The sequence below is a fragment of the Alphaproteobacteria bacterium LSUCC0684 genome, from assembly GCA_041228335.1.
Lineage (GTDB): Bacteria > Pseudomonadota > Alphaproteobacteria > Puniceispirillales > UBA1172.
Genome location: CP166130.1, coordinates 2,211,700 through 2,224,610, shown reverse-complemented (window position 1 = coordinate 2,224,610; position 12,911 = coordinate 2,211,700). Strand labels below are relative to the sequence as shown.

At 47.9% G+C, this 12,911-nt stretch carries 15 protein-coding genes; 2 read left to right on the top strand and 13 right to left on the bottom strand.

The window, feature by feature from the left end:
- The 13 genes from AB8880_10690 to AB8880_10630 form a co-directional block, all read right to left on the bottom strand.
- Positions 1 to 747 carry a class I SAM-dependent methyltransferase gene (locus AB8880_10690; GenBank protein XDZ65382.1) on the bottom strand — a complete coding sequence of 249 codons (747 nt, stop codon included), beginning with the start codon at positions 745 to 747 and terminating at the stop codon, positions 1 to 3.
- Between the two features lie 4 nt (positions 748 to 751).
- Entirely contained in the window at positions 752 to 1,183 is a 432-nt protein-coding gene (locus AB8880_10685) for a hypothetical protein (protein XDZ65381.1), read from the bottom strand.
- 19 nt (positions 1,184 to 1,202) lie between these two features.
- Positions 1,203 to 2,648 carry a phosphomannomutase gene (locus AB8880_10680; GenBank protein ID XDZ65380.1) on the bottom strand — a complete coding sequence of 482 codons (1,446 nt, stop codon included), beginning with the start codon at positions 2,646 to 2,648 and terminating at the stop codon, positions 1,203 to 1,205.
- A complete protein-coding gene (locus AB8880_10675) occupies positions 2,645 to 4,060 on the bottom strand; it encodes a mannose-1-phosphate guanylyltransferase/mannose-6-phosphate isomerase (protein ID XDZ65379.1) in 1,416 nt (471 codons plus the stop codon). The genes AB8880_10680 and AB8880_10675 overlap by 4 nt, the downstream gene beginning before the upstream one ends.
- Positions 4,061 to 4,067: 7 nt before the next feature.
- Positions 4,068 to 5,165: a GDP-mannose 4,6-dehydratase gene (gene gmd / locus AB8880_10670; protein XDZ65378.1), complete on the bottom strand. Its 1,098-nt coding sequence runs from the start codon at positions 5,163 to 5,165 to the stop codon at positions 4,068 to 4,070.
- Positions 5,158 to 6,126: a GDP-L-fucose synthase family protein gene (locus AB8880_10665; protein XDZ65377.1), complete on the bottom strand. Its 969-nt coding sequence runs from the start codon at positions 6,124 to 6,126 to the stop codon at positions 5,158 to 5,160. Before AB8880_10665 ends, gmd begins: the two co-directional genes overlap by 8 nt.
- Positions 6,123 to 7,292 carry a nucleotide sugar dehydrogenase gene (locus AB8880_10660; protein ID XDZ65376.1) on the bottom strand — a complete coding sequence of 390 codons (1,170 nt, stop codon included), beginning with the start codon at positions 7,290 to 7,292 and terminating at the stop codon, positions 6,123 to 6,125. Before AB8880_10660 ends, AB8880_10665 begins: the two co-directional genes overlap by 4 nt.
- Positions 7,289 to 7,897 (bottom strand): adenylyl-sulfate kinase, encoded by a 609-nt coding sequence (gene cysC, locus AB8880_10655; GenBank protein ID XDZ65375.1) that lies wholly within the window; start codon positions 7,895 to 7,897, stop codon positions 7,289 to 7,291. Before cysC ends, AB8880_10660 begins: the two co-directional genes overlap by 4 nt.
- Before the next feature lie 15 nt (positions 7,898 to 7,912).
- A complete protein-coding gene (gene cysQ, locus AB8880_10650) occupies positions 7,913 to 8,665 on the bottom strand; it encodes a 3'(2'),5'-bisphosphate nucleotidase CysQ (protein ID XDZ67061.1) in 753 nt (250 codons plus the stop codon).
- A 201-nt stretch (positions 8,666 to 8,866) separates the two neighbouring features.
- On the bottom strand, positions 8,867 to 9,376 hold the full coding sequence (locus tag AB8880_10645) for a transcription termination/antitermination protein NusG (protein XDZ65374.1): 510 nt from the start codon (positions 9,374 to 9,376) through the stop codon (positions 8,867 to 8,869).
- Positions 9,373 to 9,705 (bottom strand): MarR family EPS-associated transcriptional regulator, encoded by a 333-nt coding sequence (locus tag AB8880_10640; GenBank protein XDZ65373.1) that lies wholly within the window; start codon positions 9,703 to 9,705, stop codon positions 9,373 to 9,375. Before AB8880_10640 ends, AB8880_10645 begins: the two co-directional genes overlap by 4 nt.
- A gap of 151 nt (positions 9,706 to 9,856) precedes the next feature.
- Positions 9,857 to 11,263 carry a mannose-1-phosphate guanylyltransferase/mannose-6-phosphate isomerase gene (locus AB8880_10635; GenBank protein ID XDZ65372.1) on the bottom strand — a complete coding sequence of 469 codons (1,407 nt, stop codon included), beginning with the start codon at positions 11,261 to 11,263 and terminating at the stop codon, positions 9,857 to 9,859.
- Positions 11,264 to 11,414: 151 nt separating this feature from the next.
- Positions 11,415 to 12,314: a tyrosine-type recombinase/integrase gene (locus AB8880_10630; protein XDZ65371.1), complete on the bottom strand. Its 900-nt coding sequence runs from the start codon at positions 12,312 to 12,314 to the stop codon at positions 11,415 to 11,417.
- 44 nt (positions 12,315 to 12,358) lie between these two features.
- On the opposite strand from AB8880_10630, the gene AB8880_10625 reads away from it, so the two are divergent.
- Both AB8880_10625 and AB8880_10620 read left to right on the top strand, forming a co-directional pair.
- On the top strand, positions 12,359 to 12,592 hold the full coding sequence (locus AB8880_10625) for a helix-turn-helix domain-containing protein (protein ID XDZ65370.1): 234 nt from the start codon (positions 12,359 to 12,361) through the stop codon (positions 12,590 to 12,592).
- 129 nt (positions 12,593 to 12,721) lie between these two features.
- Positions 12,722 to 12,889: a hypothetical protein gene (locus tag AB8880_10620; GenBank protein XDZ65369.1), complete on the top strand. Its 168-nt coding sequence runs from the start codon at positions 12,722 to 12,724 to the stop codon at positions 12,887 to 12,889.
- Positions 12,890 to 12,911 lie beyond the last annotated feature (22 nt).

Genomic DNA, 12,911 nt, shown 5'->3' with positions numbered 1-12,911 from the left:
TTATATCTTCCTAAGAGCAACACATACTCCCCAGGTTGATGAAGATGGTGCATAGCCAGTTAAAAACTCCTCTGAGAGAATGCGCTCAAACCCATTATTTTTTGCGAAAAGGTCAATCTCAGGTAACGACAAATATCTCATGTTATGCGATTCGGAAAAATTCTCGACATCACCCGAGGCCATACTCCGGACAAACACTTCATAATTTACCTCAACAATATTTGAATTTTCTTTCATGACAGGTTCAGCAATACGAGTAACCTCAAGTTTATCGTCGGCCATTCTCTTAACCCTAACATCAGGCTTTTGGGTTAATACTGCGGGCAGATACCAAAAATCGAAAATGAAAATACCCCCTGGGTTTAAATGATCAGCAGCATTTCTAAAGGCTGAATTCAACGCCTGATTCTCACTTAAGTAACTCATGACATGAAAAAGCGATAAAACCGCATCAAATTTTTTATTTAGTTTTACCTTGGTGATATCACCCTGCTGACATGAAAACTGCTCATTCACAGAAGCCCTAGCGACCATCCCATGACTCATTTCGATACCATGAACATAATACCCAAGATCACCTAACATTCTGGCGTGAATGCCTGTTCCTGAACCAAACTCTAAAAGCCCCCCTGAGGAAACCCCAAACTTGTTGAGTAATTCATAAATGTAATTCGTTTCTTCTTTGTAGTTCTTATCTTTATAAAGTAGATCATAATAAGCACTGTATTTATCGAAAACAGATGTCATTTGGTCAATCCTTAATCACTACTAAATCGCTCGAAACAGAATTGAATCTTGTTTTATCGTTATCACCAGCATAAGGTCCTTGTTTCACCTCAATAATCTCACTTGGCTCTATCATCTCAAAACCATGTCCGCCAAATGCAAGCAGAATGACATCACCACTTTTTAAAATTCGGCTTTCTTGATAACTTTGGTCTTCACCATAAAAATCAACTCGCACAAGACCAGACTTTATAAACAACACTTCTTTGGTAAAGCTTACCTCTCTGGGAACTGCATTATGCACATGCGGGGGTATGACATAACCCTTTGGACGATTCATATACCCCAGTTGCTGAGAAAAATCCTCTGGCGTGAAAAAATCAATACCTTCGCAAAAGAAGTCATTCTTAATAATTATTGCTGACAATATTTCATCTATAAATATTTCTTTAACCATAATTAAAATTTCTCTCAACCTAAGCTTTAGATAAAAAATATTCTTCAATGCAATTAATGACTGAAGATAACAACTTTTCAGCTTTATCTATCGCGCAAGATTCAATGTAGATTCTTAATTCTGGCGCATTGCCAGAAGCTCTTAAGTGAACAATATCACTCGTATCAAATTCAACACGTAAGCCATCGGTTCGATCTATTGATAGAAGTTGCGTTGCATTGGGTAACAACATGTCAATCATTGCTTCATAGTTATCTATTAACGAGGCAATTAACTGCTGACTTACGTTAGTAGGTATATCTTGTATGCGATCACTGGCCGTATAGCGCTTGGGCAACGACTCAGTTAGTTTAGAGATTGGCTTTTGAATTTCCTCGGATAATCCCAGCAAGGCAATCATCGGCAATATCGCGTCGCGAGTGGGAAGTGCCATAAGAGGAAAATTATTCATCCGAGTCTCTGAGCCGAGTAGAAATCCACCATTCGCCTCATAGCCTGCGATAACCTCGCCCAGGTGTTCATTCTTCAAAATATCCATGGCCTCAATCACATAGGGCGAGCCAATTTTGGTTCGTGTTATTGATTTAAAGAGTCCTGACTTTTCGACTGCGGTGTTACTACTCACCGGCGTTGCGACATGTGAAGCCTTTAAATACTGCGCACAAAGAATGCCAACTATGTCGCCGCGTAAGAACTCACCATGCTCATCTGCGATAAGTGGTCTATCTGCATCACCATCGGTTGAGACAAGCATGTCAAAGTGATGCTCCGCAGCCCATGCCTTAGCTTGTTGGATATCTTCTTGTCGAACTGCTTCAGTATCGATGGGCACAAACGTATCTGAGCGACCCAACGAAATTACTTCAGCGCCAAGCGCCTTAAACAGGGTGCTTAATAAATCACGCGCCACGCCGGAGTGCTCATAGATCGCGATTGTTTTGCCCTTTAAGAAGTCCGGTGCAAACAAAGATGTGTAACGAGTTAAATACAGCTCGGATGCTGCTGAGTTAATTTCGGGCAACTCAAGTCGCTCAATCGAATCTGGTAAAGACACAGTCGAGTCCATGATGGACTGCTCGTCGTCTTTCGATATCTCACCATCTAGGCGGTAAAACTTGATGCCATTGCGATCAAATGGGATATGACTACCGGTGACCATAATCCCAGGGATGTTATTCTGTATGCCAAAGTGGGCTAGCGCCGGTGTTGGTAGCGCACCAACATACTCGCACGTAAAACCCAGCTGCTCAGCAGCTGTTATACAGGCTTGAGTGATTCGTGGGCTTGAGGGACGAAGATCGTGCCCAATGACAACACGCTTATGTTTAATCGGCGTGGATTGCAGAAAGGCTTGTGTATAGGCAAAGCAAACCTCATCCGATAAGTCAGTCACTAGGCCACGCAGCCCACTGGTGCCAAACTTGATATTCGCTTTATCGGCGAGGTCTGATATTAAGACTTTCATCGCCCGTAATTATCTTCAAAGCGGACGATGTCATCTTCACCAAGATAGCTGCCTGATTGAACTTCAATGATCTCTAAGGGTGTTTTGCCTGGGTTAGCGAGGCGATGAACTTCACCTAAGGGTATGTAGGTCGACTGATTCTCAGTCAGTGTGATCACCTGATCACCACAGGTAACTTCTGCGGTGCCTTTAACAACGATCCAGTGTTCAGCACGCTGATAGTGTTTCTGAAGACTAAGGCTAGCGCCAGGCGCAACTTGTATGCGTTTCACTTTGAAACGATCACCCTCATCAATGCTGTCATACCAGCCCCATGGGCGGCAGACCTTGCGATGCAGGTCCGACTCTTCGCGACATTCAGCTTTGAGTTGCTCAACGACCTTCTTAACATCTTGAGAGCGCTCTTTATCGGCGACAAGTACCGCGTCTGCGGTTTCGACAACGATAACGTTATCGATACCGACTAAGCTCACCATGCGGCTTGAGGCGTTAACATAGCTATCAGTTGAATCAACACAAAGCACATCGCCCTGCAGGGCATTGCCATCACTATTAGTTGGCGTCGTGTGCCAAACGGCATCCCAGGAACCTAAGTCATTCCAGCCCGCATCTAGTGGCACCATTTTGATGGGAATATCACTGCCGGGTAACTTTTCAATGACGGCGTAGTCCACCGACTCAGCAGGTATTTGCTCAAAGAGTGCCTTATTGGGACGGGTAAAATAACCATCCGCAGAATGATCAGCCCAGGCCTTGTTGGTTGCCTTGGCAATATCGTCGCGGAAGGTTTCAATGGCATTTAACCAAACTGATGCCTTGACCACGAACATGCCCGCGTTCCAAAAGTAGCTACCATCACTAAGATACTGCTCGGCAGTAGGTCCGTCGGGTTTTTCAACAAATTGCTCTACAGTGGCATCATTGAGATTAGCTTTAATATAGCCATAGCCGGTATGCGCTGAGTCTGGTTTTATACCCAGCACCACTAGCGCGCCATCACTAGCTAACTCGATTGCCTTAGTCGCAGCTTGCTGAAAGGCAAAATCGTCTTGAATCGTTTGATCGGCAGGCGTCACAAAAAGAATCGGATCGCCTGATGCTTGTGCGTGCAGTGCCGCAAGCGTCATAGCAGGTGCGGTATTACGACCCACGGGTTCTAACAACAACGTTCCATTGATCTTGATTTCGCGTAATTGCTCAGCGGCCAAGAAGCGATGCTCTTCGTTGGTCACAATAACGGGAGCATTGTTTGCGATCTGATCGCCAGAAAGTGATGCGCAGCGTAAACAGGCCTTCTGGAACAGGGTTTCGTTACCCCCCAGAGCTAAAAATTGCTTAGGGAAGCCCGAGCGTGACAGTGGCCACAAACGCGTGCCTGAGCCACCGGCGATAATGACAGGTAAGACATTCATTGAAGCGTTATTCGTTGTATTCCATCACGGCAAAACCATGATCTTTTACAATCTCATCACGTTTTGCGATCTTAAGATCTTCCTGAACCATCTCGGCCACCAACTCATCAAAGGTGGTCTTGGGCTCCCAGCCAAGTTTAGCTTTTGCGTTAGAAGGATCACCTAAGAGCGTCTCAACTTCGGTTGGTCTGAAGTAGCGTGGATCAACCGCAACGATCATCACCTCACCATCATCCTTGATCCAGTAGCCTTTTTCATCGACACCAGAACCTTCCCAGCGAACTGTCATGCCGAGCTCTTTAGCCGCCGCATTAACAAAGTCACGAACCGAGTATTGTACGCCGCTAGCGATAACAAAGTCTTCAGGCGTTTCTTGCTGCAACATCAACCACTGCATCTCCACATAGTCACGGGCATGCCCCCAGTCGCGTTTGGCGTCCATGTTGCCCAGGTACACACAATCCTGAAGACCCAAGTTGATACGCGCCAGCGCACGGGTAATCTTTCGGGTAACAAAGGTCTCGCCTCGGATAGGAGATTCGTGGTTAAACAGGATGCCGTTACAGGCGTACATGCCATAAGCTTCACGATAATTAACCGTAATCCAGTAGGCATATAGCTTCGCGACCGCGTAGGGACTGCGTGGATAAAACGGCGTGGTTTCTTTCTGCGGAATCTCTTGCACTAAGCCGTAGAGCTCAGATGTGCTCGCCTGGTAGAACTTAGTTTTCTTTTCAAGGCCAAGGATTCGTATCGCTTCCAAAATACGCAGCGCACCCAGTGCATCAGAGTTAGCTGTGTATTCGGGTTCTTCAAAACTTACCGCGACGTGGCTCTGTGCAGCTAAGTTGTAAACCTCATCTGGCTGAACCTCTTGGATAATACGAATCAAGCTTGAGCTATCGGTCAGGTCGCCGTGGTGCAAAAAGAACTTAACGTCTTTCTCGTGACGGTCGCGGTAAAGGTGATCAATGCGATCGGTGTTGAATAAGCTGGTGCGACGTTTAATGCCATGGACCGTATAACCCTTACCCAGTAGAAACTCTGCGAGGTAGGCGCCATCTTGGCCTGTGATACCGGTAATCAGTGCGACTTTGTTATCCATCTAAACGTGTTCCTGCTGTCAAAAAATCTTTGTAGGCCGAGTCAAGGCCTTCTTCTAAAGTGATGCTTGCCTGCCACCCAAGTGTATTTAGACGCGAACTGTCCATCAGCTTGCGCGGTGTGCCATCAGGCTTGCGGCTGTCGTAGATAATTCTACCTTTGTAGCCAACGGTTTCCCCGATCAAAACAGCAAGCTCGGCGATACTGACATCACTGCCATAGCCAACATTAATGTGACTTAGCGTCGGCTGAGTGTGTTGTTGGTAAAGGTCATTATCAAGATTCATCACGTGAATGCTCGCCGCGGCCATATCGTCGACGTGTAAAAACTCACGCTTGGGCGTTCCGCTACCCCAGATAGCTACCTCAGGTGCGTCGTTGACCTTCGCCTCGTGAAACCGACGAATCAGCGCAGGGATGACGTGAGAGTTTTCTGGATGATAGTTATCACCAGGGCCGTAGAGGTTAGTTGGCATCACGCTGCGGTAATCGATCCCATGTGAGTTACCGTACTGGCGGTTGTAACTCTCACAGAGCTTTATCCCGGCTATCTTCGCGATGGCGTAGGGCTCATTGGTATACTCAAGTGAGCCGGTGAGTAGGGCCTCCTCACGCATCGGCTGATCAGCAAGCTTGGGGTATATGCAACTTGAGCCCAAAAAGAGCAACTTTTTAACACCGTGCTTGAAGGAAGAGTTAATAACATTAGCTTCTACTATTATATTTTCATAAATAAATTCAGCAGGGAAAGTAGTATTAGCATATATGCCGCCGACCTTAGCTGCGGCTAGATAGACCTCGTCTATCTTCGAATTGGCAAAAAAGGCATCCACAGCAGACTGATTGGTTAAATCAAGTTCGTTGCGATTACGGGTGACGATTTCAACGTTGGGGTCCAGGGCGAGCTTTCTGAGAATGGCCGAACCCACCATGCCGCGATGGCCTGCTATGAATATCTTCATGCATCACCCCCAAACAAATCGCGGGTATAAATCTTCGCATCCACATCAGCGAGCTCATCGCTCCTACGATTCGCAATGATCACATCACTGATCTTTTTGAATTCTTCGAGATCTTTTATCACTCGCGAATTAAAGAACTCATCTTCGGTCAGCACTGGCTCGTATACAACAACCTCAATTCCTTTTGCTTTGATGCGCTTCATCACGCCTTGGATTGACGATGCACGGAAGTTATCTGAGCCTGATTTCATAATCAGACGATACACACCTACAATCTTTGGCTGCCTTGCAATAATGCTATCAGCAACAAAATCCTTACGCGTGGTATTTGAGTCCACAATCGCTTGGATCAAGTTCTGTGGTACTTCACTGTAATTTGCACGAAGCTGCTTGGTATCTTTTGGCAAGCAATAGCCACCATAACCAAAGCTTGGATTGTTGTAATGAGACCCAATACGCGGATCTAGCCCGACACCTTCGATGATCTGACGACTATCTAAGCCATGCACTGCAGCATAGGTATCGAGCTCATTGAAGTAGGCAACACGCATCGCAAGATAGGTATTGGCAAACAGCTTGATCGCTTCTGCTTCAGTTGGGTCAGTAAGTAAGACATCAATATCTTTCTTGATAGCACCCTCTACCAACAAATCAGCAAACCTTTGGGCGCGATCTGATCGCTCCCCCACAATAATGCGGGATGGATACAGGTTGTCATAAAGCGCTTTCCCTTCACGCAAAAACTCTGGCGAGAAGATAAGATTCTTACAGTCCGTACTATCCATTAGCTTCTGCGTATAGCCCACTGGGATCGTTGACTTGATAATCATCACCGCCTCAGGATTCACGCTCTTCACATCACGAATAACTGCTTCAACCGACCCGGTGTTAAAGTAATTGGTTACTGGGTCATAGTCTGTTGGTGTGGCAATCACGACATACTCAGCGCCCGAGTACGCTTCTTGCTTATCTGTTGTTGCTTTGAGATTCAGCTCACGATTCGCTAGAAAATCTTCAATCTCGGCATCGACGATGGGTGATTTATGCTGGTTAATCAGCTCGACTTTTTCTGGAATGATATCGAGGGCAACCACATCATGATGCTGCGCTAATAACACTGCATTAGAGAGTCCCACATAGCCTGTACCCACAACCGCAATTTTCATGAAGAAATTAACCCTTTGGTTCTTAGAGTCTCTAGGATCTGCTCAACACATAGATCAAGTTCCTCAGAACCCGATGCCACTGATATCTCTGGATTAATGGGGGCTTCATAGGGGGAATCGACACCCGTGTAATTTTTTATCTCGCCAGCCCTTGCTTTTTTGTATAGCCCTTTAACATCACGACTTTCACAAACCTCTAGCGAGGCATTGCAATACACCTCAATAAACTCACCATGAGGAAATAGGTTTCTCGCCATCTCACGGTCAGCTCTAAATGGGCTAATGAATGCCGTTAAAGCAATGATGCCTGCTTCGGTCATTAGCTTTGCGGCTTCCCCAATGCGGCGTATGTTTTCTTTTCTGTCGTCCTCTGAAAAGCTTAAGTTCGACGACAGACCATGTCGCACGTTATCCCCATCTAGCACAAAGGTGCGACAGCCTTTCTCATGAAGTTTTTTCTCAACGGCATGTGCAAGCGTTGACTTACCTGAACCTGACAGACCGGTAAACCAAAGCACAAAAGACTTATGTCCATTCAGCGCTTCACGATCTTGTCGTGTGATCAGTGACTTCTCCCAGACTACATTTGTACTTTTATTATTCATAGCCTTCTTAAGCAATTACAGCGGCGATGCGCACACTAAAAAATGAGGATTTAATAACGAGTTTGCGTTTTGATTACAGCCAAGCGGCTTCATTTCAGGAAAAGCCAATACTTGACCGCCAGCGGCTTCAACCACGGCCTGAGATGCGGCGGTATCCCACTCAGAGGTCAACCCAAGTCGTGGATATAAATCGGCTTTACCCTCTGCAACAAGACACAGTTTCAATGAGCTTCCCATCGAAACAATCTCAGCATCCGCATAGTCTTTCATGAAGGCTTTAAACTCATCTGACTGATGCGATCGACTACCCACCACGACCCAATCAGCACTGTTTGCAGATCTCGGTCTAACTGTTATGGCTTGCTCAATGCCGCCTTCGGCTTTAAAAGCACCCGAAGATTTACCGCCCCAATACGTCACCTCAAGTGCAGGTGCATAAACAACACCGAACACTGGTTGATGATTAGTCACTAGCGCGATGTTAACCGTGAATTCGCCGTTCTTTTTGACAAACTCTTTCGTACCATCAAGCGGGTCAATCAGCCAGTAGGTTTCCCAACTCATGCGGTTACGCTTTTCGTCGCCTGATGACTCTTCTGAAAGTACGGGTATCTGCGGTGTTAACTCGCTTAATCCATCAACAATGCAGTGATGCGAAGCTAGGTCAGCTTGGGTTAAGGGACTAGAGTCGTCTTTATAATGAACATCAAAATCGTGCGCGTAAATCGCCATGATTTTCTCGCCGGCAGCTTTTGCCAAGTCAATCACGGCTCTTTTTTGAACGTTAGTTAACATATTGATTTAATTAATTATTATGGTTTTAAGTGGCGCTTGAGTCATACTGATGCAAAAATACCGATAATGGCTATTATCGCATTCAATCATTGCAGCCATCATAAACTCTGTACATTCCAGCACCTGACTGCCCGCTAAATCCCATTACCGGGCAGAAATTAAGATTAAGGACACTTACTCAACCAAAATCAGATCTTTAGCGGCGAGCGATACGCTGACTTTCCCGGATATCAAATCAAAGAGGCATTTGACGCGCTGGTTGGCATCCACCCTGATAAGTTCGGCAACAAGCCCTGCAAACGGGCCCCTGGCAATCTCCACCTTCTGTCCCGGGGTAAGGTCAATACTGGTCTGATTGTGGATTTCATGGGTGCTGTTGCTCATCGCTTCAATAAAGGCGTCGGGTAGTGCGCCGATGCGATCCCCAACCCTGACGATATTGGAAACACCGTAAGTCGAGCGCACCTTGCGGGCATCATCGGTGGTGGTGTCAATATGGACAAAGATATAGCCCGGGAAAAACAGATCCAATCGGTTGATAAACCTGTTCTGCTGCCGTTTTGTAACGTTGATCCTTGGCGCGAGAAAATCAAACCCCTGCTGCGTCAGGTTTGCCTCGGCTTTATTGGCCTGGTTCGGCTTCACGTTCACGGCCGCCCATATTTTGTCGGTGCTCAGGCTCATCCTTGGCGCTCTCTTTGCTTCAGGTCATTTTCAAGCAATGCTATTTCCTTTTTCAGGGTGTCGAATTCGCGCTTCTTTCTTTTCAAAAATGCGATGGTGATCTTCCGTTTGTGATTGATGCCTGAAGGTGTCAGAACATAAGCATAGGCCAGTTTATTTTTCGCGTTCCTGAAATTCTGTGCTTTGACAAAGCCTTTTTCGATCAATGCATTGAGGCAGAAATGAATTGTCCCAAGGCTCACATCACAGGCCTCAGAAAGGCGGCGTTGCGATTGCCTTGGCTCCGTTTCAAGGGCGTTCATCAATCTGATTTCGAGTTCTCGTTGCATGACCGAATGAGCCTTCAGGAAGATGCTTTCAAAATGTATTCACGCTACCGCACGACATGAGAAACATCCCAAGCCGTTCAATACGTGTTCAGAGATTGAACGCAAGGCTTTAAGATGTCAATGGCTATCGATAAAAATGGAGTTAATAACTTCATTCTCGCAAATATAAATCATCAAACCTCACGATATCATCCTCCCCGAAATAGCTCCCCGTCTGGACCTCGATGATCTCAAGCTCACCCGAACCCTCATTCCTGAGCTGGTGCTTCTCACCAACATGGATATAGATGCTCTCATTCGCCTGCAGCACAAATTCCTCATCCCCGCGCACCACGGTGGCGACACCCTTCACCACCACCCAATGCTCAGACCGGTGCCGGTGGCTCTGGAGCGAAAGTCGTCCGTCCGGATCAACATGGAGGATCTTGGCATGGAAATGCTCGCTTCTTGCGATCGTCTCAAACCATCCCCAGGGCCGGTTCTCCCGTTCCCTTGATATGGCCTGATCCACCCCGCCGTCTTTCAGCTTGGCCACAATGGCCTTGACGTCTTGCGCCCGCGCCCGGTCTGCCACCATCACGGCATCGCCCATCGCCACCGCCATCACGTCTTTAAGGCCAATGCCCGTCAGCACCTGGCTCTCCTTCGCAGCCCATAGGAGAGTGTTTTCGCTGTCGATCTGGTGCGCCGCGCCATGGAGGATATTGCCCGCGCCATCCACCGCCTGCTCGCGCGCCACCGCCTGCCAGTCGCCGAGATCAGACCATGCGCCGCTGAACGCCATGCATCCAATCTGCGGCGCTTTTTCCATGAAGGCATAATCAAAGCTTTCCGATTGCACTTCACTCCACGCCGCCGGGTCAAGCCGCAGAAAATCAAGATCCCTGGCCGAGTTTTCGACCGCACGCCGCACCGCCTCCAGCATCTCTGGCTGGAGCTCTGCCGCGAGATCAAGTAACGCACCGGCCCGCATCATGAAGATCCCCGCATTCCAGAGATAACTGCCATCTTCAATAAAGGCCTCGGCCATCTCAGCATTAGGTTTTTCGGTGAAAGCCTTAACCGGCGTGATCGCGCCGCCCCAATCCCCCAGCCTGATATATCCATATCCTGTCTCCGGCCGGTCGGGCTTGATCCCGAAACATATGATCAGCCCCTTACCAAGATTGGCCGCCGCTTTCTCTGCCATCGCCGCAAACGCTTTGGCATCGAGGATGTAGTGGTCCGACGGCATCACCATCATGATCGCCTGCGCGTCATTGGCGGCAAGGTGGCAGGCCGCGGCGAGGATCGCCGGTGCGGTGTTCTTGCCCTCAGGCTCGATCATCACCTTGGCATCGGAAACCCCCGCTTCCTGCAGCTGCTGGCGGGCTATGAAGCGGTAGTCATCGCCGGTAATCACGAGCGGTGCAACCCCGCCAAGACGTGTCGCCGCCTGCTGAAAAAGGCTGCCGTCACCGATGAGGTCAAGGAACTGCTTGGGGTAGCTCTTGCGGGAGAGGGGCCAGAGCCGCTCGCCGCTGCCGCCGCATAAAATGACCGGGATGATTGTTGGCATTATTTCCTCAGCACGTCAAAGCACCTCATTTTTATACATGCACAAAAATGGAAATGCCAGAAGAGATGGGTTTCATTCAACTTTAGGCATCAAACTTGCTGCAGAGCCTTTCAATTAGAGGCTTGAAAAAACTTTCTCAAAAACCTAAGGATCACATCCATACATTGACCTCTGCCTCTTCAAGATATCGAGCCAGCACATTGACGCTCTTCCAACCGCCTGCGCGCATGATGGCTGACGTGGCGTGCCCGCGCCGCAACAACTCCTGTGCGGCGCCAACCCTAAGCGAGTGCCCTGAATAGGCATCTGCATCTTCGATGCCCATCTCCTTAAGCGAATTTTTGATAAGCCTCTTCACTGTGGTGCAGGAAATCGATCTCGGTATGGCAACACCCTTGTAAACAGGCTGGAACAGCCAGTCAGCATTAGTGTTGCGGTGCTCAATCCATTTTTTCAGTATTTCGGTGCAGTCTTTACTGATATGCGCGCTCCTGCCAACTCCATACGGGTCGGCCTTGCTGCGCCGGACAATTACCTTCGCTGCGCCGTCGCCCATAAATTCAAGGTCAGTAATTTTGAGCGCTGTCAGCTCAGACCTCCTCGCAAGAATGTCATACCCCACATGGAGGAGGGCTTTGTTTCTAATACCAAGGGCATTTTCTGGCTGATGGTTGATGATGTCTCGCAGCAACTCCGGTGTGATACCCTTCGCCTGTTTGGGTCTTGCAATCATTTTCCTTCGAACCCTTCGCATGGCTAGATTTACCAACTCTCCATAGGTTGGATCGTCATGGCCTGTGAGGAGGTGGATTTTACGGATGGCGCATACCCTGTTGCGAAGCGTGGAAGGTTTCAGATCGTGAGATGTTGACTGGATATACGCGGCGACGAGTGATGGCCTCGCAGGAAGAGGCGTATACCCGCGATCAACTGCCCATTGCTCGAATGCAGCATAGCAGGCGAAGTAGCTTCGAAGCGTTGCCGGCGCGTAGGCACCATCAAGCCTCTTGAAATCCTCTCGCCAATCAGGTTTTGTAATAGCATCAAGCATATAATTATTATGTCATAAAATATGACACTAATAAAGGTTTAAAATTGATTACAGGTGCACAAATCAGAGCAGCGCGAGCTTTGCTGGATATAACTCTTTCTGATCTTGAAAAGATTTCAGGTGTTAACCAGCGAACTTTAATTCGTTATGAAGCTCAAGACGAAGTGCCAGCCGACAGAGCTGGAAATCTTGCAAAGGTCAGAATTGCACTGGAGCATCAAGGCATTGAGTTTATTGGCACGCCGGATCACAACCCCGGCGTCATCCTCAAAAAGTAATTTTGATCAACTCACCAATACACCCAATATCCCCTTTATTCGCAACAAATTCACCCTACCGGGGCAATGACTTGGAGGCCCAGATCATCTAGAATTGGTTATCCAAGAAACAGGTAAAGGATTTCCAAATTGAGCCAAATCAGCAAGCTTGAAGCAGCCACCCAGCTCATCTCGCCGAACTTCCCCCTCATGCCCGATGAGACACCGGAGGAATTTGAGGCGTATCGCTCACGCATCATCGGCGCGCTTAAGCCCAGGAACGCACTGAGCGAAAACATTGCCGAGGATATTGTCTAAGCACACTGGGAAATCCATCGGC

Bases quoted from the DNA above. Each gene is read 5' to 3' on its own strand.
- AB8880_10675 (XDZ65379.1), bottom strand. From the start codon at position 4,060: ATGAATGTCTTACCTGTCATTATCGCCGGTGGCTCAGGCACGCGTTTG.
- cysC (XDZ65375.1), bottom strand. From the start codon at position 7,897: ATGAATAATAAAAGTACAAATGTAGTCTGGGAGAAGTCACTGATCACA.
- AB8880_10665 (XDZ65377.1), bottom strand. From the start codon at position 6,126: ATGAAGATATTCATAGCAGGCCATCGCGGCATGGTGGGTTCGGCCATT.
- AB8880_10680 (XDZ65380.1), bottom strand. From the start codon at position 2,648: ATGAAAGTCTTAATATCAGACCTCGCCGATAAAGCGAATATCAAGTTT.
- AB8880_10685 (XDZ65381.1), bottom strand. From the start codon at position 1,183: ATGGTTAAAGAAATATTTATAGATGAAATATTGTCAGCAATAATTATT.
- AB8880_10660 (XDZ65376.1), bottom strand. From the start codon at position 7,292: ATGAAAATTGCGGTTGTGGGTACAGGCTATGTGGGACTCTCTAATGCA.
- gmd (XDZ65378.1), bottom strand. From the start codon at position 5,165: ATGGATAACAAAGTCGCACTGATTACCGGTATCACAGGCCAAGATGGC.
- AB8880_10630 (XDZ65371.1), bottom strand. From the start codon at position 12,314: ATGCTTGATGCTATTACAAAACCTGATTGGCGAGAGGATTTCAAGAGG.
- AB8880_10635 (XDZ65372.1), bottom strand. From the start codon at position 11,263: ATGCCAACAATCATCCCGGTCATTTTATGCGGCGGCAGCGGCGAGCGG.
- AB8880_10690 (XDZ65382.1), bottom strand. From the start codon at position 747: ATGACATCTGTTTTCGATAAATACAGTGCTTATTATGATCTACTTTAT.
- AB8880_10645 (XDZ65374.1), bottom strand. From the start codon at position 9,376: ATGAGCCTGAGCACCGACAAAATATGGGCGGCCGTGAACGTGAAGCCG.
- AB8880_10640 (XDZ65373.1), bottom strand. From the start codon at position 9,705: ATGCAACGAGAACTCGAAATCAGATTGATGAACGCCCTTGAAACGGAG.